The 22,672-nt window shown below is 71.6% G+C and carries 20 protein-coding genes; 9 read left to right on the top strand and 11 right to left on the bottom strand.

The features are described 5' to 3' along the window. Positions 1-34: 34 nt before the first annotated feature. Positions 35-1,252: an adenylyltransferase/sulfurtransferase MoeZ gene (gene moeZ / locus FB382_RS03510; RefSeq protein ID WP_182536847.1), complete on the bottom strand. Its 1,218-nt coding sequence runs from the start codon at positions 1,250-1,252 to the stop codon at positions 35-37. 229 nt (positions 1,253-1,481) lie between these two features. On the opposite strand from moeZ, the gene FB382_RS03505 reads away from it, so the two are divergent. Further along, positions 1,482-2,114 carry a TetR/AcrR family transcriptional regulator gene (locus tag FB382_RS03505; RefSeq protein ID WP_373994733.1) on the top strand — a complete coding sequence of 211 codons (633 nt, stop codon included), beginning with the start codon at positions 1,482-1,484 and terminating at the stop codon, positions 2,112-2,114. A gap of 73 nt (positions 2,115-2,187) precedes the next feature. After that, positions 2,188-2,409, top strand: a complete 222-nt coding sequence (locus FB382_RS03500) for a DUF3107 domain-containing protein (protein WP_125038530.1) — start codon at positions 2,188-2,190, stop codon at positions 2,407-2,409. Here FB382_RS03500 and FB382_RS03495 read toward each other — a convergent pair. Continuing rightward, a complete protein-coding gene (locus FB382_RS03495) occupies positions 2,406-3,119 on the bottom strand; it encodes a ferritin-like fold-containing protein (RefSeq protein WP_182536845.1) in 714 nt (237 codons plus the stop codon). The two genes, FB382_RS03500 and FB382_RS03495, sit on opposite strands and share 4 nt — an antisense overlap. 231 nt (positions 3,120-3,350) lie before the next feature. On the opposite strand from FB382_RS03495, the gene FB382_RS03490 reads away from it, so the two are divergent. Further along, entirely contained in the window at positions 3,351-4,802 is a 1,452-nt protein-coding gene (locus FB382_RS03490) for a DEAD/DEAH box helicase (protein ID WP_182536843.1), read from the top strand. A 72-nt stretch (positions 4,803-4,874) separates the two neighbouring features. Here FB382_RS03490 and FB382_RS03485 read toward each other — a convergent pair whose 3' ends face one another. Together FB382_RS03485 and FB382_RS03480 are read right to left on the bottom strand one after the other, a co-directional pair. Next, positions 4,875-5,546, bottom strand: coding sequence for a L,D-transpeptidase (locus FB382_RS03485; RefSeq protein WP_182536841.1), 672 nt, complete (start codon positions 5,544-5,546; stop codon positions 4,875-4,877). A gap of 4 nt (positions 5,547-5,550) precedes the next feature. Continuing rightward, positions 5,551-6,375 carry a ParA family protein gene (locus FB382_RS03480; RefSeq protein WP_182536839.1) on the bottom strand — a complete coding sequence of 275 codons (825 nt, stop codon included), beginning with the start codon at positions 6,373-6,375 and terminating at the stop codon, positions 5,551-5,553. 61 nt (positions 6,376-6,436) lie between these two features. Between FB382_RS03480 and FB382_RS03475 the strand changes: the two genes are divergently transcribed. Further along, positions 6,437-7,216 (top strand): SDR family NAD(P)-dependent oxidoreductase, encoded by a 780-nt coding sequence (locus FB382_RS03475; RefSeq protein ID WP_182536837.1) that lies wholly within the window; start codon positions 6,437-6,439, stop codon positions 7,214-7,216. 117 nt (positions 7,217-7,333) lie between these two features. On the opposite strand, the gene FB382_RS03470 is transcribed toward FB382_RS03475, so the two are convergent. Beyond that, on the bottom strand, positions 7,334-10,291 hold the full coding sequence (locus FB382_RS03470) for a penicillin acylase family protein (RefSeq protein ID WP_182536835.1): 2,958 nt from the start codon (positions 10,289-10,291) through the stop codon (positions 7,334-7,336). A gap of 79 nt (positions 10,292-10,370) precedes the next feature. On the opposite strand from FB382_RS03470, the gene FB382_RS03465 reads away from it, so the two are divergent. After that, positions 10,371-11,939, top strand: a complete 1,569-nt coding sequence (locus FB382_RS03465; RefSeq protein WP_182536833.1) for a hypothetical protein — start codon at positions 10,371-10,373, stop codon at positions 11,937-11,939. 49 nt (positions 11,940-11,988) lie between these two features. Beyond that, positions 11,989-12,597: an RNA polymerase sporulation sigma factor SigH gene (sigH, locus tag FB382_RS03460; protein ID WP_182536831.1), complete on the top strand. Its 609-nt coding sequence runs from the start codon at positions 11,989-11,991 to the stop codon at positions 12,595-12,597. Between the two features lie 102 nt (positions 12,598-12,699). Here the strand turns inward: sigH and FB382_RS03455 are convergent, their stop codons facing one another. Further along, positions 12,700-13,317 (bottom strand): MarC family protein, encoded by a 618-nt coding sequence (locus tag FB382_RS03455; RefSeq protein ID WP_182536829.1) that lies wholly within the window; start codon positions 13,315-13,317, stop codon positions 12,700-12,702. Next, positions 13,314-14,204: a PHP domain-containing protein gene (locus FB382_RS03450; RefSeq protein ID WP_182536827.1), complete on the bottom strand. Its 891-nt coding sequence runs from the start codon at positions 14,202-14,204 to the stop codon at positions 13,314-13,316. Before FB382_RS03450 ends, FB382_RS03455 begins: the two co-directional genes overlap by 4 nt. Before the next feature lie 63 nt (positions 14,205-14,267). Here FB382_RS03450 and FB382_RS03445 point away from each other — a divergent pair, with 63 nt between their 5' ends. Further along, positions 14,268-15,080 carry an alpha/beta fold hydrolase gene (locus FB382_RS03445; protein WP_182536825.1) on the top strand — a complete coding sequence of 271 codons (813 nt, stop codon included), beginning with the start codon at positions 14,268-14,270 and terminating at the stop codon, positions 15,078-15,080. A 6-nt stretch (positions 15,081-15,086) separates the two neighbouring features. Here the strand turns inward: FB382_RS03445 and FB382_RS03440 are convergent, their stop codons facing one another. After that, the gene (locus FB382_RS03440; protein ID WP_182536823.1) at positions 15,087-15,728 is read right to left on the bottom strand and encodes a DUF6758 family protein; all 642 of its coding nucleotides are present in this window, start codon (positions 15,726-15,728) and stop codon (positions 15,087-15,089) included. 31 nt (positions 15,729-15,759) lie between these two features. Then, complete coding sequence (locus FB382_RS03435; RefSeq protein ID WP_182536821.1) at positions 15,760-16,335, bottom strand: histidine phosphatase family protein; 576 nt, start codon at positions 16,333-16,335, stop codon at positions 15,760-15,762. A gap of 426 nt (positions 16,336-16,761) precedes the next feature. On the opposite strand from FB382_RS03435, the gene FB382_RS03430 reads away from it, so the two are divergent. Continuing rightward, entirely contained in the window at positions 16,762-17,856 is a 1,095-nt protein-coding gene (locus tag FB382_RS03430; RefSeq protein WP_182536692.1) for an IS110 family RNA-guided transposase, read from the top strand. A gap of 25 nt (positions 17,857-17,881) precedes the next feature. On the opposite strand, the gene FB382_RS03425 is transcribed toward FB382_RS03430, so the two are convergent. Next, positions 17,882-19,846 carry a CASTOR/POLLUX-related putative ion channel gene (locus FB382_RS03425; RefSeq protein ID WP_182536819.1) on the bottom strand — a complete coding sequence of 655 codons (1,965 nt, stop codon included), beginning with the start codon at positions 19,844-19,846 and terminating at the stop codon, positions 17,882-17,884. Between FB382_RS03425 and FB382_RS03420 the strand changes: the two genes are divergently transcribed. Beyond that, positions 19,776-21,188 (top strand): MFS transporter, encoded by a 1,413-nt coding sequence (locus FB382_RS03420; RefSeq protein ID WP_343055471.1) that lies wholly within the window; start codon positions 19,776-19,778, stop codon positions 21,186-21,188. The two genes, FB382_RS03425 and FB382_RS03420, sit on opposite strands and share 71 nt — an antisense overlap. Here the strand turns inward: FB382_RS03420 and FB382_RS03415 are convergent. After that, positions 21,148-22,641, bottom strand: a complete 1,494-nt coding sequence (locus tag FB382_RS03415) for a peptide MFS transporter (protein WP_343055470.1) — start codon at positions 22,639-22,641, stop codon at positions 21,148-21,150. The two genes, FB382_RS03420 and FB382_RS03415, sit on opposite strands and share 41 nt — an antisense overlap. Positions 22,642-22,672 lie beyond the last annotated feature (31 nt).

The raw sequence follows: 22,672 nt of genomic DNA, 5'->3' as shown, positions 1-22,672 counted from the left end.
TGGGGTCCAGCAGCGCTCAGGGAGCGCACCGAGGTCAGTACGACGGCTGGCTGGGGTCGATCTGGTTGACCCAGGCCACGACGCCGCCGCCGACGTGCACGGCGTCGGTGTAGCCGGCGCCCTTGACGATCGCGAGCGTCTCGGCCGAGCGCACGCCCGTCTTGCAGTGCATGACGATCTGCTTGTCGCTGGGCAGCTTCTCCAGGGCGGAGCCGTTGAGGAAGTCGCCCTTGGGGATCAGCACCGAGCCGGGGATCTGGTTGATCTCGTACTCATTGGGCTCGCGCACGTCGACGAGCACGAAGTCACGGGTGCCCTCGGAGCGCTCCTTGAGCATGTGCTCGAGCTGGACGACCGAGATCGTCGACCCGGCGGCCGCCTCGGCGGCGTCGTCGGAGATCGCGCCGCAGAAGGTCTCGTAGTCGATGAGCCCGGTGACGGTCGGGTTGTCGCCGCAGAGCGCGCAGTTGGGGTCCTTGCGGACCTTGAGCTTGCGGTACTCCATCTCGAGGGCGTCGTAGATCATCAGCTTGCCGACGATCGGGTCGCCGATGCCGGTGATGACCTTGATCGCCTCGTTGACCTGGATCGAGCCGATGCTCGCGCACAGGACACCGAGCACGCCGCCCTCGGCGCAGCTCGGGACCATGCCCGGCGGCGGGGGCTCGGGGTAGAGGCAGCGGTAGCAGGGCGCGTCGACCGACTGGCCGTTCTCGTCCTCGGCGTGCGGCCAGAAGACCGACGCCTGGCCGTCGAAGCGGTAGATCGAGCCCCAGACGTAGGGGATCTTCAGGAAGTACGCCGCGTCGTTGACCATGTAGCGCGTGGCGAAGTTGTCGGTGCCGTCGACGATGAGGTCGTAGCCCTCGAAGACCTGCAGCACGTTGTCGTTGTCGAGGCGCTCGTTGTGCACCACGACGTTGACGTAGGGGTTGGCCTCACGGATCGAGTCGCGCGCCGACTCCGCCTTGGGGCGGCCGATGTCGGACTGGCCGTGGATGATCTGTCGCTGCAGGTTGGACTCGTCGACCTCGTCGAACTCCGCGATGCCGATCGTGCCGACACCGGCGGCCGCGAGGTAGAGCAGGGCCGGGCTGCCGAGACCGCCGGCGCCGATCACGAGGACCTTCGCGTTCTTCAGGCGCTTCTGCCCGGTCATGCCCACGTCGGGGATGATCAGGTGGCGGCTGTAGCGGCGTACCTCGTCGATGGTCAGCTCGTCGGCCGGCTCCACGAGAGCGGGGAAAGACACTGCAGGCTCCTCGTTGGTTGCAAGGGTGACTGGTGGGGAATCGGGTCGTGCGCAGGTTGCCCTCGCACAACGTCACCGGTCCCCTCCATGTTCCCCGGCCGTGCCGTCCCGCCACGTCCACGTCCCGTCATCCGGACGGACCCAACTGGCGGGTAGGCTGCCTGTTCGCGGGTGCTACCGGCATCCGGGTCATCACATCGAGTCACCAGCCGTGGTCGAGGAGCATGAGTTGAGCGCAGGCCAGCACGACGCCACCGAGGCCCGGCCCCGGGGCGGCCGGATGCCCCGCCGCGAGCGCCGGGTGCAGCTGCTCGAGTCCGCCCTCGAGGTGTTCGTCGCGCAGGGCTTCCACGCCGCCGCCATGGACGACATCGCCGAGCGCGCCGGCGTCTCGAAGCCCGTGCTCTACCAGCACTTCCCGGGCAAGCTCGACCTCTACCTCGCGCTGCTCGACGCCTCGTGCGACACGATCATCGACAACTGCCGCGCGGCCCTGGAGTCCACCCACGACAACAAGCTGCGCGTCGCGGCGACCATGGAGGCGTTCTTCGAGTACGTCGCCGGCGACACCGGCGCGTTCCGCCTGGTCTTCGAGTCCGACCTGACCAACGAGCCGGCCGTGCGCGAGCAGGTCGAGCGGGTCACCACCGAGTGCGCGGCGATGATCGCCCACGTCATCCACGACGACACCGGGCTGCCCGACGAGGCGTCCCGCCTGCTGGCCGTGTCGCTGGTGGGAATGGCCCAGGTCAGCGCGCGGTTCTGGCTGACCGACGCGGGCGGCATCGGCAAGTCCGACGCGGCGGCCCTGGTCGCCGGCCTCGCCTGGCGCGGCATCCGGGGCTACCCGCTCGATCACTGAGCGCGACCGCTCCCGCCACCTGCACCGTCCCTGCACGCACCCCTGACTGAACCCCTGACTGAGGAGGCCCCCCATGGAGGTCAAGATCGGCGTCCAGCACGCCCCCCGCGAGCTCGTCTTCGAGACCGACGAGACGGCCGAGAACGTCGAGAAGCTCGTCACCGAGGCCGTGGCCTCCGGCGGCGTCCTCGCCATCACCGACAGCAAGCACCGCAAGGTGATGGTCTCCGCCTCGAAGATCGCCTACGTCGAGATCGGTGGCGGCGTCGCGGGCCAGGTCGGCTTCCGCTCCTAGGAGTCCAGCCCGAGCTCGGCCATCCGCTCGGCGTGCCGCTCGGTGATCCGGGCGAACATCCGCCCGATCGCGGCCAGGTCGAGCCCGGGCCGGTCCACGCCGCCGGCCAGCAGCGCGGACAGCGCGTCGCGCTCGGCGGCGACCCGCTGGGCCTGGGTGAGGGCCTCCCCCATCAGCCGGCGGCCCCACAGGGCGAGCCGGCCACCGAGCCGGTGGTCCGCGACGATGGCGGCCCGGACCCGGTCGACGACGAAGCGGGAGTGCCCGCCGTCCTCGAGCGTGGCGACCACGAGGTCGCGCGTCTCGGCGTCGAGGTAGGCCGCGATCTCGCGGTAGAAGTCGTTGGCCATGCCGTCGCCGACGTACGCCTTGATCAGGCCCTCGAACCAGTCGGAGGGGGCCGTGTGCGCGTGGAAGAGGTCGATCGCGCTGCGGAACGGCGCCATCGCGGCGAAGGGGTCCGCGCCGAGGGACTCGAGCCGCTCCCGCAGCGGGGCGACGTGGGCGAACTCCGCGGTCGCCATGGTCACGATCGCGACCTTGTCCTCGAGCGTCGGGGCGAGCCGGGCGTCCTCGGCGAGGCGCTCGAAGGCCGAGATCTCGCCGTAGGCGATCGCGCCGAGCAGGTCGACGACGGCCTCGCGGTACTCGGGGTCCTCGAAGGCCAGCGGGCCGTCGGGGTCGACGGTGCCGCCAGTCGATTCAGTCATGCACCGACCCTACCGATAGACTCGCCGTGATCGAGTGCCGCGCCCGCGCTCAGAAGCAGTCCGACCGAGTGCGGTCATCTCGACCTGTATGTGCGCGGCAGACCCGCTGAGATACTCCGTGATCCCGAGTGATCGTTGCCTTCGAGTCCGCCGCATCCGAATCTTCCTCGGCTGAACCCGGCTGAACTCACGAAAGCGACCAAGACACTGACCACGTTCCGAGAGCTCGGGGTGCTCCCCGAGATTTGCGACGCGCTCGAGCGCGCCGGCATCACCACCCCCTTCGCCATCCAGGAGATGACCCTCTCCGTCGCCCTGCTGGGCACCGACCTGATCGGCCAGGCCCGCACCGGCACCGGCAAGACCCTGGCCTTCGGCATCCCCGTCCTGCAGCGCAGCATCGCGCCGCACGACCCGGCGTACGCCGACATGCCGCAGGGCAAGCCGCAGGCGCTGATCGTGGCCCCGACCCGCGAGCTCGCGCTCCAGGTCTCCAACGACCTCCACCTCGCCAGCAAGGACATGGGCCTGCGCGTCCTCACCGTCTACGGCGGCGTCGGCTACGACACCCAGCTCGACACGCTCAAGGACGGCGTCGACATCGTCGTCGGCACGCCCGGCCGCCTGATCGACCTGGCCAACCGTCGCGCGCTGGACCTCTCCCACGTGCACGCGCTGGTCCTCGACGAGGCCGACGAGATGCTGGACCTCGGCTTCCTGCCCGACGTCCAGAAGCTGCTGTCGATGACCCCCGAGACCCGGCAGACGATGCTGTTCTCGGCCACGATGCCCTCCGCGATCGTCACGCTGGCCCGCACCCACATGCGGCACCCGATGAACATCCGCGCCGAGTCGTCGTACGACACCACGATGGTGCCGGCGACCGCGCAGTTCATCTACCAGGCCCACGACCTCGACAAGCCCGAGATCATCGGCCGCGTCCTGCAGGCCGAGGACGCCGGCAAGGTCATCGTCTTCACCCGCACCAAGCGCCAGTCGCAGCGGGTCGCCGACGACCTGTCCGAGCGCGGCTTCCTCGCCAGCCCGCTGCACGGGGACATGGCCCAGGTCGCCCGCGAGAAGGCCCTCGCGAAGTTCCGCGAGGACAAGATCCGCGTCCTGGTCGCCACCGACGTCGCCGCCCGCGGCATCGACGTCGCCGGCGTCTCGCACGTCATCAACTACACCTGCCCCGAGGACGACAAGACCTACGTCCACCGGATCGGCCGCACCGGCCGCGCCGGCGCGACGGGCACCGCGATCACCTTCGTCGACTGGGCGGACCTGCACCGCTGGAAGATGATCAACAAGACGCTCGACCTGCCGTTCGACGAGCCGCAGGAGACCTACTCGACCTCCGAGCACCTCTTCCACGACCAGGGCATCCCGCCGGGCACCAAGGGCCGCATCGTCGACGCCGCCCCGGTGGAGCGCAAGCCCCGCGAGGACCGTGGCGACCGCCCGGAGCGCTCCTCAGGCGACCGCCCCGCGCGCAACCGCAACCGCAGCCGGACCCGCTCGCGGTCCGGTGAGGTCGTCGGCGAGGCCGGCGCGGCCCCCGAGCCCAAGACCGAGGCCAAGACCGAGGGTGGCGAGCGCACCGGCGCCAGCCGCAACCGTCGTCGTCGTCGCTCCTCCGGCGGCATCGGCGGTTCGGGCGCTCCCGCCGCGGACAACGCCTGACCGTTCCGCATGCGACCCCGTCCCGGACTCGTCCGGGGCGGGGTCGTGCTGTGTCCGGGCTGGGTCCGGGGGTCAGGGGGTGACGACGACGGTGGTGCCGAGAGGCGCGAACTTCCACAGCGCGATCGCGTCGGACCGGAGCTGGCGCACGCAGCCGTGCGACTGGGGGGTGCCGAGCTGGGCGGGCGTCTGCACGAGCTTGCCGTCGTCGATCGGGATGTCGTGGAAGCCGATCGACGCGTTGTCGCCGTGGGCGAACCGGACGAAGTACTTCATCGTCCCGGAGTCGTCGATGCCCCACGCCTGCTCCGAGCGCGAGAAGACCTCGTAGGTGCCCGGGTCGAGGTTGTCGGTGAGGCTGCCGGAGACGAGGTAGGTGCGGACGACGTCGTCGCCGCCGTCGACCAGCCACACCCGCTGGCGGCTCTCGCTGAAGACCACGCGCTTGCCGGCCCCCGAGCCCTGCGGCAGCGCGGTGTCGCGCAGCTGCCGCGCGTGCCGTGCGGTCTCGTCGGGCGCCGGCTTGCCGGTCGAGGTCACGCCGGGGTCCGGCTGGGTGACCTGCGCGGCCCGAGCGGCCTGGTGGGCGACCTCGAGGATCGCGCCGGAGGCCTGCGGGGCCCCGGCGGCGGACGGCAGCACGCCGACCCCGCCGAGGGCCGCCACGAAGGTGACCGAGACCGACGAGCACAGCACCGCGATCCGCCCGTAGCGCGGCCGGACCTGGTGCTGGTGTCGGCTCATCGGCTCAGGCCTTGGCCTTCTTCTTCGGCGCGGCCTTCTTGCGCGGCCGCTGGGAGCGGGTCACGAGGTTGGCGGCCACCTCCCGGTAGGCGACGGCACCCTTGTTGCTGCGGCTGGTCGCGAGGATCGAGCGGCCGGCCGCAGGTGCCTCGGCGAACTTGATCGTCTTGGGGATCGGCGGCTCGATGACCTCGAGGTCGTAGGTGTCGCTGATCGTCTCCAGGACGGTGCGAGCGTGGTTGGTGCGGCCGTCGTAGAGCGTCGGCAGCACGCCCCAGACCTCGAGCTTGCGGTTGGTGAACCGGCGTACGTCGTGGACGGTGTCGAGCAGCTGGCCGACGCCGCGGTGCGAGAGCGTCTCGCACTGCAGCGGCACCAGCACGCCCTGGGCGGCGGTGAGCGCTGCGACCGTCAGCACGCCGAGCGAGGGCGGGCAGTCCAGCAGCACCCAGTCGTAGGCGTTGCCGTCCTCGGCCAGCTCCTCCTCGAGGGACTCGAGGGCCGACTTGATGACGTGCTCGCGCCCGGTGCGGGTGAGCAGGTCGGCCTCCGCGCGGGCGAGCTCGATCGTCGCCGGCAGGAGGTCGACGCCGTCGTCGGTCTCGATGATCACCTCGAGCGGGTCCATGCCCTTGGTCAGCACGTGGTGCACCGACAGCTCGAGGTCCTCGGGGTCGATGCCGAGGCTGAAGGTCAGGCAGGCCTGGGGGTCGAGGTCGACCAGGAGGACCTTGTGGCCCATCTCGGCCAGGGCAGCCCCCAGGGAGGCAACCGTGGTGGTCTTGGCGACGCCGCCCTTCTGGTTGGCGATCGCGAGTGTCGTGGTCATTGGTGCATATCATGCCGGACCGGGTTGCCGAGAACGCGACGACACCTGTTTGCTGACACGCATGTCTTCGAACGCCTCCTCCCCCGGGACCGCCCTGATCACCGGCGCGACGGCCGGGATCGGCCACTCCTTCGCCGTCCAGCTGGCCCGCCGCGGCCACGACCTGGTCCTGGTCGCCCGCGACAAGGCCCGCCTGGAGGCCGTGGCCGGCGAGCTGCGGTCGACGTACGGCGTCGCGGTGGAGGTGCTGCCCGCCGACCTGGTCGACCGGGCCGAGCTCGCCACGGTCGAGGCCAGGCTCGCCGACCGGGACCGACCGGTGGACGTGCTCGTCAACAACGCCGGCTTCGGCCTGAAGAAGCGCTTCCGCGACAACACCGTCGAGGAGGAGAACGCGATGCTCGACGTGCTGGTCACGGCCGTGCTGCGGCTGAGCCACGCGGCCCTCGGCGCGATGTCCGAGCGCCGGCGCGGCGGCATCATCAACGTCTCGAGCGTGGCGGCCTTCCTGCCGCGCGGCAGCTACAGCGCGGCCAAGGCGTGGGTGAACTCCTTCAGCGAGTGGGCCCACAACGAGTACCGCGACGAGGGCATCACAGTCACCGCGCTCTGCCCGGGCTTCACCAAGACGGAGTTCCACCAGCGGATGGACGTCTCGCGCGGCTCGGCCCCCGACTTCATGTGGCTCGACGCCGACGAGCTGGTCGAGGCGGCGCTCGACGACCACGCCAAGGGACGCGCCTACTCGATCCCCAGCGCGCAGTACAAGGTCATCGCGACCGCCGCCCGGCTGGTGCCCAACCGGCTGCTGCAGCGGTTCCAGACGCTCGGCCGCAAGTAGGCGGGAACCCCACCCGCCTCAGCCGTCACACCGACCGGGCACTGCCGGACGTTCTGGAGGGTTGCAACCCTCCAGAACGTCCGGGATCACCGGCCCACCGGTGATCCCGACCGCCGGTCACCGATGACCCGTGAACTGCACCACCTGCTGGAACGTCGGGCGGTTCTGCCAGTCGATCCGGCGTACGCCGACGACGCCACCGGACACCGACACGATGTCGTCGAGCGACTTGTCGTAGGTCAGGTCGGCGACGGACGAGACGCCTTGGGTCTCCAGCGCGGCCTGCACGGCCCGGTGCAGGGAGGCGCGCAGGGCCGTCCGGCACTGCGCGAGGGTGCCGCAGTAGCTGCGTGAGTAGTCGCCCCGGACGGGCAGGCCGAGCGTGGCGCGCAGGTCCTTGTTGAGGTAGCCGTACCAGCTGATCCCGTTGAAGGCCGACCCGATGTGCTCGCGCGGGTGGTCGTCGAGCGGCTCGGGGAGGGCGTCGACGTAGGCACCGAGACCGTGGCGCAGCGCGTCCTTCGGCAGCGCGAAGTCGCAGTCGGGCGAGCAGGAGGCCCCGATGTCGTCGGGGTCCCACCAGGTGTCGAAGACGTCGATCGCGGCCTGGTGGTCGTAGCCGCCGGCCCGGTCGCGGTCGACCCGGTGCGCTCCCCCGGCGACCCAGGCCCGCATCGCCCGCACGGCCGCGGCGTCCTGCGGGTCGTCGGGGGTGCCGAGCACCCTGAGCGCGTAGGGCAGCACGTAGGCGCCACGCAGGTCCACGGTCGCGGAGTCGATCATCACGCCGACCAGGTCGCTGCGGCGTACGGGCTTGCCGGCCTTGAGCAGCGCCTTGACCCGGTCGATGAGCGTCAGGGCGCGGTAGACCGGACCGTCGCCCCAGATCTGGGAGGACGAGGAGAAGCCGGGCGCCAGCTTGTTGTTCCAGTTGGCGAGGTAGCCCTGCGCCGGGTTGACCACGTGCGGGTGGGCAGCGAACGGCTCGTAGCCCTGCCAGTCGTAGCGCGGCGAGCCCCAGCGCGGCAGGTCGAGGTCGGTGCCCGGCGCCCGCTTCGGGAGCCGTGCCGAGGAGTAGTAGGCGATGTCGCGGTCGTCGACGTAGAACCAGTTGAAGGTGTACTGGATCCCCGAGGCGGCCTTCATGAAGCTCTGCGCATCGCGCACCCGCGAGGGGTCGTCGAGGTGGATGAACCCGAGCACGGAGTCGGCCTCGTGCATGTACGTCGACCGCTGTCGCACGATCGCCACCGGCTTGCCGTCCAGGGTCGTGCGGAGCCGGACGATGCCGTGGTCGGTGCGCAGCACCAAGAAAGAGATCTGCTGCGGCGAGCCCTGCGCGGCCAGCGAGGGCAGCCCGGTCTCGGTGTGCTCGTAGTTGACCATCGGGCGGCACTTCCCGCGCGCGACGTAGCCCGTCGAGTCGACGGTCGGCCGGCTGCCGTCGACGTTGCACAGCCGCTGGACCACGGTGTCGGTGATGTCGGTGTAGGGCGAGGTGGCCGACCAGGCGTAGTCGACGCCGCGGCCGATCTCGACCACGAAGTTGGTGCCCGCGAAGGCGACCCCGCGCGCCCGGGTGTGCGGGCCGTGCAGCTCCTCCTCCATCAGCAGCTGCGGGGCGTAGTAGCCGGTCTGCGGGCCGAAGACCGCCGTCGGGTGGTGGCCGGCCGAGTGCGCCGCGTCGACGATGAGCGCGTTGCTCATCCCGACCAGCTCGCCCTCCATCGCCCGCTCGAGGCTGCCGTGGATCTGGTGGGCCTCGGCGGCCGGGTCGACGCCGTAGGTCTCCATCATCTGCTGGTGGGCCGGGGTCGGCTTCGGGTCGGTGGTGCTGGCGTTGCCCTGGTTGCCGGCCGCGCCGGGCGGCGGCTCGGACAGCGACCCGTCGGGGTTGACGATCGCGCCGGTGCCGAGCTGCTGGGCCTTCGGGTGCAGGTCGGGAAGCGCCACGCCGGGCAGCCCGGGCTTCACGCCGCCGCTCCCGCCGTACGGCGCCCGCACCGGCGAGGTCACCGGCGCCTCCGGGTCGTTCTTCTCGCGGAAGTCGTCGTACATCCGGCGGCCGGCGGCGTCGCCGTACTTCTCCTGGAGCTGCTGGAGCCAGATCGCGTTGGTGTACTGCCCGCCGCCACCGGTGCCGAAGATGCCGCCGACGAGGGAGGCGATCGAGACGATGTCGGCGCGCGTGTACGGCGCCGGCGGGCGCTGCAGCGCGGCGTACTCCACCGGGCAGTGCTCGCCGTAGCCCATGCCGAGGGCGCCCGGCAGCGGCACGCTGGCGGTGCTGGCGGGGCAGAGCGTGTCCTGCTCGGCGTTCATGCCCTCGATGTAGGCGTCGAGGGCGTGCACCAGCCGGGCAGCCTCGGGCGAGCGCTTGACGAGGTTGGAGATCTGGCGCTCCAGCTGCGCGGGCCGGTACGGCGCCACCGCGAGCTGGGCCGCGTCCTGGGCGATGTCGGCGTCGGTGGGGCCGACGAACTGCGCCATGGTGGCCGCGCCGGTGTGGCGCAGCACGTCGGTGAGGAACATCCGGGTCTCGATGTTGGCCACGCCCGCGCCGTAGGCGAGGTCGGCGTCGGTCTTCCCGGTGATGTGCGGGACGCCGTCCTTGTCCCAGCGGATGGTGACGCCGGGCCGCGGGGTCTCGGTGCGGACCACGTCGTCGGGGTCGACCCCGAGCCGGGCGTCCTTGAAGTAGAGCGGCAGCTTCGCGTCGGTCAGGCTCGCCGGGTCGGTGGCGTTGAGGGCGTCGTACTGCTCGAGCTGGTCGGCGAAGTGTGGCGGGTTGGTCGGCGTCGCGGTCGTGAAGAACGCCTGCGGGTTGGCCAGCCCGGACAGCAGCGAGGTCGGGTCGCCGCCGGCCTGCCCCGGGCCGAGCGAGGCCAGGGTCTGGGCGTCCACGTTGCCGTCGGCGCCGGGCGGCAGGATGTTGAGGACGGTGCCGTAGTCGGGCGCCGGGGCACGTCGGGAGGCGGGCTCGCCGACGGTGGACGCCGAGGTGGGCGCGCCGATCAGGCAGGCGGCCGTGGCCGCGCTGAGCAGGGAGCTGAGGACGACGAGGGACCGGCGCATGCGGAGTTCTTCGCCGCCTGCGAGGCATTTCCTTCCACCGGCCGGGAGGAAATCCGCGGCGGCCGGCGAAGGAGTCCCCATGCGCCGCATCCTCGCCACCGTCGCCGTCGCCGCACTGGCGGTCGCCTCCCCCGCCGCGTCCGCGCCGACGGTCCCGGCCGTGCCGATCCCGCAGGACCCCGGCGCCTCCAGCGTGGTGCCGTTCCTCGGGTCGCCCCAGCCCGCGCACCCGGTCGCCGGCGCCCGCTTCGCGCCCCGCCACCCCCACATGGCGCGCAACGACCGCAGCAACCTGCACGACGACGCCTACCAGTCCGACGCCGGCTGGACGCCCGGCCCGCTCGGCCACGACCCGAGCGTCACCTCGACGCTGTTCACCCAGGAGTGCGCGTCGGTGACCTTCGACGCGCGCGGCCGGCTGCTGACCGTCTGCGTCGGGCTCGCCACCGTCGACCTGCGGCTCCTGGACCCCGACACGCTCGACGTGATCGCGGACTACCCGCTTCCCCCGCGGCCGGCCTCGTCGGCCGAGCACCCGTTCACGGCCTTCGGCGGGGGCGGCTACTTCTACCTCGACGACCGGGACCGGGTCGTCGTGCCGACCTCGGACGGCACCATCGACGTGATCGAGGAGACCGGCGACCCCGACTCCCCCACGCTCGCGCTGGCGAAGCAGTACGACGTGTCCGCGCAGGTCGGCGACTCCCTCATCCTCTCCGCCCTGCCCGACTGGGCGGGCCGGATCTGGTACGTCACCGGCTCCGGCGTCGTCGGCGTCGTCGACCCCGACTCCGGCGCGACCCGGGCCCGGAAGCTGCCCGGCGAGACGATCGGCAACTCGATCGCCGTCGACGAGACCGGCGGCGTGTTCGTCGTGTCGGACAAGGCGCTCTACCGCTTCGAGGCGCGCGACGGCAGCACGCGGCCCACGCCGTACGTCACCTGGCGCAAGCCGTACGACGCCGGCCACCGCCAGAAGCCCGGGCAGAGCCAAGTGGGGTCGGGCACCACGCCGACGCTGGTGCGGCGTGACGGGCACCGCTTCGTCGCCATCACCGACAACGCCGATCCGCGGATGCACGTGCTGGTCTTCCGCGCCGGGCCGCGCGACACAGGCACCCAGCCGGTCTGCTCGGTCCCCGTCTTCCCGCGGCACCGGGGCGACACCGACAACTCCCTCATCGCGATCGGCGGCGCCATCGTGGTCGAGAACAACTACGGCTACACCGGCCCGGAGCAGAACCCGCCGTCCGGCGACCCGGCCCGCAACACCCCCACCACCGTGCCCGGCCTGGCGCGGATCGACGTCGACTACGCGCACGGCACCTGCCGCAAGCGCTGGACCAACGACGAGGTCCGGGTGCCCTCCAGCGTCAGCAAGGCGTCGGCGGCGACCGGGCTGGTCTACGTCTACGAGCACCCGGCGGCCGGCGAGGTGCAGTACGTCGACGGCGAGCCCGCGGCCGGCCCGGAGGACCCGTGGTACCTCACCGCCCTGGACCTGCGCACCGGTAGACGCGTCTGGTCGCGCTTCACCGGCGTGGGCCTGGGCTACAACAACAACTACGCGCCGATCACGCTCGGCCCCGACGGGACGGCGTACGTCGGGGTGCTGGGCGGGCTGGTCGCCGTCCGCGACACGCCCTGACCAAACCTGACACCGCGTCACCTTTTCCCGACGGCCTCGTTGGGCCGGTGTGCCGCGCCCCGAGACCGACGAGGAGCTCGTCCACCGCGCCCAGGCCGGTGACGAGCCGGCGCTCGACGCCCTGCTGCGGCGCCACGAGACGCTGGCCCGGCGCCGGGCCCGCGCCTACTTCCTCATCGGGGCCGACCACGACGACCTCGTGCAGGAGGCGATGATCGGGCTCTTCCAGGCCGTCCGCGACTTCGACCCGGAGGCGGGTGCGTCCTTCCGGTCCTTCGCGGAGGTCTGCGTGGCGCGCCAGGTCGTCAGCGCCGTCCGCGCCGCGACCCGGCACAAGCACGCGGCACTCAACGCCTACGTCCCCCTGCACGCCCCCACGGGCGACGACGACCGCACGATCGGGGAGACGCTGCCGGCCCCGGCGCTGGCCGACCCGGCCGAGCACGTCGTCGCGACCGAGGGCCTGCACGACCTGCGCCGGCAGGTGCGCGGCCTGCTCTCCGACCTCGAGGTCGAGGTGCTGCGCCTCCAGCTCGACGGCGTCGGCTACCGCGACATCGCGGGCCGGCTCGACCGCGGCGCCAAGACCGTCGACAACGCGCTCCAGCGGATCCGTCGCAAGGTGAGTGGGCACTTGCAGGCACTCTCGGTCGCGTGAGCGGGCACTTGCAGGCACTCTCGGTAGCCCGAGCGGGCGATCCGTGCAGCGCGAGCGCCCGGTCACGCCCCTGAGAGTGCCCCCAACAGCCCTCTCGCGATCTCAACCCTGGCCGGCGATGAACGCGCGGACCGCGTCGGCCACGAGCTGGACCGCGATCGCGGACAGCAGCAGACCCGCGATCCGGGTCACCAGCAGGACGCCGCTCTCCCGGATCAGCCGCAGGATCGGCAGCGAGTAGCGCATCGCCGCCCACAGGCAGACGTGCACGAGCACGACACCGAGGGCGACGGCGGCGAAGTCGGGGAACGAGTGGACCTCGCGGGAGAAGACCATCGTGGCCACGATCGCGCCGGGTCCGGCCAGCAGCGGCGTGCCGAGCGGGACGAGGGCGACGTTGGTGCCGACCGCGGCCGTGGGCTCCTGCTCGTTGCCGGTCAGCAGCTCGAGCGCGACCAGGAGCAGCAGCAGGCCGCCGGCGCACTGCAGCGCGGGCAGCGAGATGCCGAGGTACTCCAGGATCTGCTGGCCGAAGAACGCGAAGACCGCGATCACGAAGAAGGACACGGCCACGGCCTGCCAGGCCGCGCGGCGCGAGACCGACGTCGAGCGCCCGGCGGTCAGCGACAGGAAGATCGGCACGGTGCCGACCGGGTCCATGATGACGAACAGCGTCACGAAGACCTCGGTGAGCAGGACGCCGTCGACGATGCCGTTCACAGATTGTTCTCCCGGTTGATCACGAGGGGGGCGGTGCGGGACGAGGCGGCCGCGGCCGCGTCGATGCGCGCGAGGAGGTCGGCGTACTGCTCGGGGTCGGTGGTGTTGCAGCCGAGCTCGTGGTCGACCTTGCCGGCGCCGTGGTGGTCGCTGGACCCGGTCGCGACCAGGCCGAGGTTGCGCGCGATCGCGCGCAGCTTGTCGCGGCTGCGCGGCCCGTGGTCCTGGTGGTCGACCTCGATGCCGGCGAGGCCCAGCGCGGCGAGCTCCTCGAGGGCCGCCTCGTCGGGACGCTCCTGGCCGTGCCGGCCCCACGGGTGGGCGATGACGGTGACGCCCCCGGCCTCGGCGACCACGCGGATCATCGTGCGCAGCGGCGCGGCGTAGCGGTTGGCGTGGGCGGGGCGGCCGCGGTCCAGGAAGCGGGCGAAGGCCTCGTTGCGGTCGGCGACCACGCCCAGGGTGACCAGGGCGTCGGCGACGTGGGGGCGGCCGGCCGCGGCGGAGTGGCCCGAGGCACGACGTACGTCGTCCTCGGTGATGTCGATGCCCAGCGACCGCAGCCGGGCGACCATGGCCGGCACGCGGGAGGTGCGGCCCTCGAGAACCTGGTCGAGCTCGCTGACGAGCTCGGGGTGCGTCGGGTCGGGCAGGTAGGCGAGCAGGTGGACCCCGTGGCCGTCGTGGCGGGTGCTGATCTCCATGCCGCGCACCAGCTGGAGGCCGGTCCGCTCGGCCGCGGCGGACGCGGCGGCCCAGCCCTCGGCGCTGTCGTGGTCGGTGATGCCGAGCACGTCGATGCCGGCCGCCACCGCCGCGTGCACGAGCTCCTCCGGCGACTGCGTGCCGTCGCTGGCCCGCGAGTGGGTGTGGAGGTCGATGCGCACCCGAGAACTCTAGATCCGGAGAGGTTCTGCCCCCGATTCCGCGAGGACTGCCAGACTCCGTGCATGAGCGCCGGATGGGGTCGGGTCGAACGGCCCGACGCGGAGATCTGGTACTACGACACGGCCGAGGACAAGCCGATCATCGTGCTGCTGCACGGACTGGCGGGCTACGCGCGCGAGTGGGGCGCCACCATCGAGGCACTCCGCGACGAGTGGTGCGTCGTGTCGGTCGAGCAGCGCGGCCACGGCAGCAGCACCCGCCGTCCCGACGACGTCAGCCGAGCGGCGTACGTCGAGGACGTGGTCGCGGTCCTGGACCACCTCGACGTCGACACCGTGCCGGTGGTCGGGCAGTCGATGGGTGCCCACACGGCCATGCTGCTCGCGGCCGCGCACCCCGAGCGGGTGGACCGGCTGGTCATGGTCGAGGGCGGTCTCGGGGGCGACTCCCCCGCCGCCACCTCGTCGGTGGGCGACTGGCTGGCGTCCTGGCCGGCGCCGTTCGCCGACCGCGACGAGTTCCTGGCGTTCTTCAAGACCACCCGGATGGTCGCCGAGGTCTGGGCGGACGGGCTCGACGAGCGGGCGGACGGCTTGTGGCCCCAGTGGGACCCGGTGACCCTGACCCGCGCGCTGACCCACGTGCACGAGCGGGAGCACCTCGAGGAGTGGTCGCAGGTGCACGCCCCGACACTGCTGGTGCGGGGCGAGCACGGCTCGCTGCCGGACCGGCAGGTCGAGAGCATGTGCGCGCTGCGTCCCGAGACCGAGGTGGCCGTGATCGCCGGCGCCGGGCACGACGTGCACCTCGAGGCCGTGGAGCCGTGGTTGCGGGTGCTCACCCGCTTCCTCGACCACGGGGACAGCGGGGACTGATCCGCGTCACCACAGGGGCGCCGGGCCCCCGAACGGCATCTCCAGCAGGGGCGGCCCCAGCCCCGACACGTCCCGCAGGATCCAGTCGTCCTGCAGCAGCAGCACCGCCGAGGCGGGCCGCAGCACGATCCAGAGCCACCGGCCGGCGGCCTCGCCGGCGACGACCGACCGGTCGAACTCGCCGCCTGTCGCGCTGATCGAGACCGGCCACAACGGCACCACCTGGTTGTCGATGCGCACCTTGACCGACGGCGGCCCCTCGGCGATGTCGGCCCCCGGGTCGTCGTGCACCGTCCCCGCGGCGCGGGAGCCCAGGCCGGTCCCGGCCTCCTCGGCCACCACGATCATCTCGACCGGACCGTCGAGCTCGCTCGTGCCGCAGGTGACCGTGAGCGTCGCCGCCGTCCGGTCCGGCCCGTCGCCCACGACCGCGAAGTCGCTGACCGTCCAGCCCGGGCTCATCGGCCACGGCAGGTAGGTCGGGAACGACGGCGAGGCGCGGAGGTGGTCGGCGAAGGCGTCGTACGACGCTTCCGGGGGGCGCCAGAGCGGCGAGATCAGACCGTGGTCCGGGCAGGACCAGCCGACGCCCTCCCCTCCGTGGGCCACGGGGGTCGAGCAACGCGGGCAGCCGGGCGCGAGCGCCATGCGTCCACGGTCCAAGCGCTGCAACGAAACGTCAAGAGTTCCAGCGCAGCACCACCGGCGACTCCCGCTCGAAGCCGAGCACCGACACGGTCGCCGTGTCGAGGCGGAAGAGGCGCCCGTCGGTCACCGGCAGACCCAGCCAGCGCGCCGTCAGGGCCCGCAGCGCGTGGCCGTGGGCGAACAGCAGCACCGGCCCGGTCGCCGCTCGGGCCCGCGCCACGACCCGGTCGAGGCGCGCCGCGACGTGCTCCGCGCTCTCGCCGCCCGGGCAGGTCCCGGTCCAGATCGTCCAGCCCGGCACCGTCCGGCGGATCTCCTCGGTCGTCACGCCTTCGTAGTCGCCGTAGTCCCACTCCACCAGGTCCTCGTCGACCTCGGCGTCGCCGTGCCCCGCGAGCTCCGCGGTCACCCGCGCCCGCTGACGGGGACTCGTCAGTGTGAGCGCGAACGGTACGTCGGCCAGCCGCGCCGCCAGCCCCCGCGCGACCTCCTCGCCCTCGGGCAGCAGGGGCAGGTCCGTCGTCGAGGTGTGCCGCCCCGAGCGGCTCCACTCGGTCTCGCCGTGCCGGACCAGCCAGACGGCGTCGTCGCCGAAGATGTCGACCATGCCGCGAGCCTAGGGGTGCTGCCGGGCTGGTGGGTGCGCAGCGGTGAGCCATCAACCGAACCCGATCTGGAAACGGTTCACCACCCACCGCCCGCCCGACCCGACGGTGAAGCATCAACCGAACCGGGCAGGGAAAGGGTTCACAGCTCACCGCTCCGGCCACGCGCGGGCGCCGGTCAGCCCCGGCAGCTGCGCCAGTGAGACTTGTCTCGGTGTCGTGGAGGACGTGCTGACCCGAGTTGCGCCCTGTCGTCGCTGACTGACTTTGAGTCGATTCGATCGCGCGTTCTCCACGACCCAGCTCGATGCGCATTCAGGGCGCGCCGGCCGGGCTCGTGACTTGATAGGAGCCTGGCTGAGGTCTCATCACTGGTTTGTCCGTGACCCGGCTCGGCGCGCTGTCCCTGTTGAAAGGACGGCACCAGCATGACTCACAACCACACACAGATCGAGTCCGCCCAGGTCGGGATCTACGGCGGCGTGGACACCCACCTGGACTTCCACGTCGCGGCCGCGGTCAACGCACTCGGCGCGCTGCTGGGCACCGCGGTCTTCGCGACCACGGTCCAGGGCTATGCCGAACTACTGGCCTGGCTCCGCGCCTGGGGACCACTGGCCCAGGTCGGGGTCGAGGGAACCGGCTCCTACGGCGCCGGCCTGGCCCGTCACCTGCACCGCCACGATGTCGAGGTTCTCGAGATCAACCGGCCCGACCGGGCCAGCCGCCGACGCCGCGGGAAGACCGACGCCTACGACGCCGAGGCAGCCGCCCGGACCGCGTTGGCCGGTCACGCCCGAGCCGCCAAGATCAACACCGGGGCCGTGGAGTCGCTGCGGATGCTGAAGCTGCAACGCGACTCCGCGGTCAAGCAGCGCACCGCCACGCTCAACCAGATGCACCAGCTCAGGGTCACCGCGCCCCAAGAACTCCGCGAACAACTGACCGGCCTGACCAAACACACCCTGGCCACCCACTGCGTGCGGTTCCGCGTCACCCGCGACACCAACAGACTCACCGACCCCGTCCAGGCCGCCAAGAAGGCCCTGCATGGACTGGCCCGCCGAGTCCTGGCGCTCACCGCGGAGATCACCGAACTCGACGCCGACATCGCGGCCCTGACCAGGGCCATCGCCCCGGCCACCAGTGCCGCGGCCGGTGTCGGGGCCCAGACCGTGGCACAACTGCTGATCGCCATCGGCGAGCAACCCGAACGGTTCCACAGCGAGGCCGGCTTCGCCGCCCTCTGCGGCACCAGTCCAATCCCGGCCTCCTCGGGGAAGACCCAACGTCACCGCCTCAACCGCGGCGGGAACCGACAAGCCAACAGTGCCCTGCACATGGCCACCCTCAACCGGCTCTGCCACCACCCACCGACCAGGGCCTACATCGCCGCCCGCACCACCGATGCCAAGTCGGACCCCCACCTGCGCCGCAAGCTCAAGCGCTACCTCGCCCGCGAACTCTTCACCCTGCTGCGACAAGACCTACGAGCCCTCAACACCCCCGACATCGCGGCTTGACGCGTCATAGGAGCATCGACTCGACCTAGTCGTCGGCGAGCACGACCACGCGGTCACCGGCCTGCACACGGAACACGTCGGACTTGGCGGGGTTGACCTTCACCCCGAAGTCGGTGCCCGGGTCGGAGGCGAGCGACATCGAGCGGTAGCCGATCGCGGTCTCGTTGCGGCGTACGGCGCCGGCGACGATGGTGGCGAAGGTGACCTCGTGGCCGGGCTGGACGTACCACTCGGCGGGGCGCAGGTAGATCTCGCTGCCCTCGTTGCCGAGCAGCTCGCTGAAGACCGACTCCAGGCGCTGGTCCTCGGAGAGCTGGGTGACCAGCAGGCTGACGATCTCGCCGCTGACGACGACGTCGTCGACGTGCGCGACCTGGGCGAGCACCCGGTTGCGGTCGTCGAGCATCTCGCTGACGACCGGCGTGAACGTGTCGAACTTTCCGAGGATGTCGCGCACGTGCAGCAGCGTCACGAGGGTGCGGGCGTCGGCGGCCTGGACCCCGAGGTCGTCGGAGTAGCAGAGCACGATGACCTGGTCGAGGCCCTCCACCACGTGCTGGGCGAGCGTCGCCCGGTCGGTGGTGTGGCCGTGCACCACGTGGACGTGGAGGTTGCGCAGCTCGGGGATCTCGGGGTTGCCCAGCGCCGTCAGCAGGGTGAGCGTCGACCCGGCGGGCGCGTAGTGGTCGAGCTCGCGCAGCACGATCGGGGCGCGTTCGTTCCAGCCGATCAGCAGCGCGCTGGTCGGGTGCTCGTCGCGGCCCTCCTCGGTGCCGAGCAGCGCCAGGTCGGGCTGGGCGAGGGAGGACGCCTGGCCCTCGAGCGCGGAGTCGTCCTCGGCCACCACGATCAGCGTCTGGCGGTCGATGAGGGTGTCGGGGTGCGGGTTCAGCTTGGCGACGCCTCCGTCGATCATGCCGATGATCGAGGCGTTCTCGAAGGCCAGCTGCGCCGAGCCGTACGTCGATCCCGCGAGGTCGTGCTCGTCCAGGAAGTAGATCTCGTCCCCGTCGTAGTCGAACAGCTCCACGTAGACCGCGGCCGCGCCCGACTGCCGCGACGTCTGGACGACCAGCTTGGCGACCGTCTCCCGGATGTCGAGCAGGACCGTGCGGTCGGCGCCGACGAGCCGGGCGGCCTCCAGGTTGCGGGGATTGCGGATCTCGGCGACGATCCGCGGCCCCTCGGGCCCCGCGTGCGTCAGCGCGAGCAGGGTCTTGATGACCTCGGCGTCCGGGTCCTCGGACTCCGGCGCCAGCAGGATCACCGAGCGGGCCGTGGTGTGGCTGCTCAGGGCGAGGTCGTCGATGTCCATCGGCGACCCGGACCGGCAGATGATCCGGGTGCCGCGGAGGTCGGGGACCTTGGCGGCGAGCTCGTCCTCCATCTCGACCTTGTCGCGGTCGGCGAGGACGACGATCACGGGCTTGCGGCGGCTCTCGTTGGCCAGCGTGAGCTCGCGGATGATCGTGAAGACCGAGTCGGACCAGCCGAGGACGACCGTGTGGTCCTGCTCGAGGACGATCGAGCGGCCGCGCCGCAGGTCGGCGAGCTTGGCGTCGATGCCGGTGGCGATCACACCGATCAGCGCGCTGACGATGAACAGGCCGCCCAGGGTGAGCAGCAGCATCATCAGCAGGAACGGCCAGGACCCGACGTCGCCCCCGATGTAGCCGGGGTCGAGCGCGTGCAGCAGGCTGTAGAAGAGCTCGTGGAAGAACCCAGTGCCGGTCACGTCGTTCGACCGGAGCCGGAAGATCGTGGTCAGGACCGTGAACACGACGATCAGCACCAGGGTGATCACCGAGAGCCACGCGATGAGCGCGGGGGTCCCCTTGGCCATCGAGTTGTCGAACCAGTAGCGGGCCCGGTCCCCGAAGCGGTGCTCGGCCGGAGCCGCCTTCGCCGCGGCCGGCTTCGTGGAGGTGGTGCCACCCTCCGCCATCGCCCTCGTGGTCCGCTGTCGCAGCTGCTGGCCGGTGCGCGCCATCCGTCCTCCTTGTGAACGTGACGGACCACGAGCGGTCCGAGGAGAATCGTTGCGCACGAGGCCCTCGCCGACACGCCTTTTGACCACACACGCAGGGTCCCGCGAGCAGGTTCTGTGCCACGATCCCGGCATGGCAGTCCCCCGCACCCTCGCCCGGGCCCGACTCGCCGCGGCGAGCGGCTTCTTCGCCCAGGGACTGGTCTTCATCAGCCTGACCAGCCGGCTGCCGGACATCACCGAGAAGTGGGACATCGGCGAGCTGCTGCTGTCGCTGCTGCTGCTCATGATGGTGCTGCTGGCCGGCGCCGGGTCGGTGCTGGCCGAGAAGGTGGCCGAGCGCCGCGACAGCGCCAGCATGCTGCGCCTGGGGCTGCTGCTCGTGATGGCCGGCGTGGCCGTCATCGCGCTGGCCCCCGACCGGGCCGTCTTCGTGGGGGCGATGGCCGTCTACGGCGTCGGGCTCGGCGTGGTCGACGCGACCACCAACATGCAGGCGGTTGCGCTCGAGCACCGCTACGGCCGCCCGATCCTCCCGTCCTTCCACGGCGCGTGGACGCTGGGCGGCGTGGCCGGCGCCGGGCTGTCCCTCGCGACCGGCTCGCTCCCCCTCGGCGTGGTCGCGGCCGTCGCGGTCGTCCCGCTCGCCGTCGTCTTCGCGCCGCTGCTGCCTCGCGTGCAGGCAGTGCCCGACACGGCGGCCGCCGCCGCGGTGCCGTGGCGCCCGATCCTGCTGGTCGGGCTCGGGATGGTGCTCTTCTACATGGTCGACACGGCCACCCAGACCTGGGGCCCGCTGTTCCTCGACGACACCTTCGACACCCCGTCCGGCCTGGTGGCGCTGGCGACGCTGCCCTACCTGGTCGCCAGCGGGATCCTGCGGATCGCCGGCGACGGACTCGTCGCGCGGTACGGCGCCGTGCTGGTCCTCCGGGTCGGTGCCGTGGCCGGCTCGGCGGCCCTCGCGGTGGTCGTCTTCGCCCCGACCTGGCCGGTCGCGGTGCTCGGCTTCACGCTGCTGGGCGCGGGCGTGGCGGTCATCGCCCCGCTGAGCTTCTCGGCCGCCGCCCGCATCGCGGGCGGCGGCCCCGAGGACACCGTGCTCGATCCCGACGCGCGCCAGGCGCGCGTCGACGCGGTGATCGCGCGGTTCAACCAGTTCAACTACGCCGGAGCCCTGCTGGGCTCCGTCATGACCGGGGTGGTCGGCTCGGGCTCGCTGCGGGTCGGCTTCGCCGTACCCATGGTGCTGATCCTGGGGATCGTGCCGCTCGCCCGAGCCTTCGCTCCGGTCGGGACCGGGGTCAGTGCACCCCGGCCATCAGACGTCGGATCGGCTTCGTGAACACCGCGAGCAGCGCACCCACACCGATCGAGATCAGCCCGAGGATGCCGAAGTACGACACCTCGTGGTCGGCGGAGTAGTACTTGCCGAGGTAGCCCGCGAGCACCGAGCCGAGCGCGATCGAGAGGAAGAACAGCGACACCATCTGGGTCCGGAACGCCTCGGGGGCCAGCTTCGTGGCCAGCGAGAGCCCGACCGGCGAGAGCAGCAGCTCGGCGATCGTGAAGACCAGCAGGATGCCGATCAGGCCGAGGAGCGGGGCGCTGTGGGCACCGCCGCCGGCCATCGGGATGAACAGCAGGAACGCCACACCCATGATCGCCGTACCGGCCGCGAACTTCAGCGGCGTCGAGGGCTGCCTGGGCCCGAGCTTGGTCCACATCGCCGCGAAGACGCCGGCGAGCAGGATGATGAAGACCGGGTTGACCGACTGCACCCACGAGACGGGCATCGTCCAGCCGAACAGGTCGCGGTCCAGGCGGCTGTCGGAGTAGATCGTCACGACGGTGAACTGCTGCTGGTAGAGCGTCCAGAACGCGACCGAGGCCACGAACATCGGCACGAAGGCCCACACCCGGCCACGCTCGACGGCGTTGACCTTCTTGCTGGTGACGATGGTCAGGAACAGCGCCACGGCGCCGACGACGGTGGCCCAGATGACCCAGGTCGCGAGGTTCTCGGCGGTGACGAGGCCGGTGAGGACCAGGGCCACGATCGCGAGGGCGACGAGGACCGCGAGGCCGAGCACCTTGGGGAGCTGGCCGGCGGGGAGCGGGTTCTTCACCTCGTGCGCGCTGGCGGGCAGCTTCGTGCGGCCCATCGTGTACTGCACCAGGCCGAGGAACATGCCGATCGCGGCGGCGGCGAAGCCGACGTGGAAGCCGACCTCCTGCTGCAGCAGGCCGGTCAGCAGCGGGCCGAACAGCGCACCCAGGTTGATGCCGAGGTAGAACAGCGAGAAGCCGGCGTCGCGGCGCTCGTCGCCCTCGGCGTAGAGGGTGCCGACCAGCGAGGTCGCGTTGGCCTTGAGGCCACCGGACCCGATGCCCACCATCAGCAGGCCGGCGATCACGCCGGCGTACCCGGGCAGGGCGCTCAGCGCGATGTGGCCCAGCATGATCAGGCAGGCGCTGTAGAACAGCGTGCGCTCCGAGCCGAGCACCCGGTCGGCGAGCCAGGCGCCGGGGATCGTGGAGAGGTAGACGAGGCCGCCGTAGGCCCCGATCACCGCGCTGGCGGTGCCCTCGTCCATCCCCAGTCCGCCCTGGGAGACCGAGTAGTAGAGGTACAGCAGGACGATGCCCTGCATGCCGTAGAAGCTGAAGCGCTCCCACATCTCGACGCCGAAGAGGTTGGCGAGGACGCGGGGCTGGCCGAAGAAGCCGTGGTCTGAAGTGCTGTCGCCGGGGGTGGTGGCCCGGTCGTTCGCGACAGTCTGGATCTGATCAGTCACTCGCTCGACCTTGCCAAAGCCGACACCGGGT

Source organism: Nocardioides ginsengisegetis (assembly GCF_014138045.1).
Classification (GTDB): Bacteria; Actinomycetota; Actinomycetes; order Propionibacteriales; family Nocardioidaceae; genus Nocardioides; species Nocardioides ginsengisegetis.
This window is presented reverse-complemented; position numbering and strand designations above follow the sequence as displayed.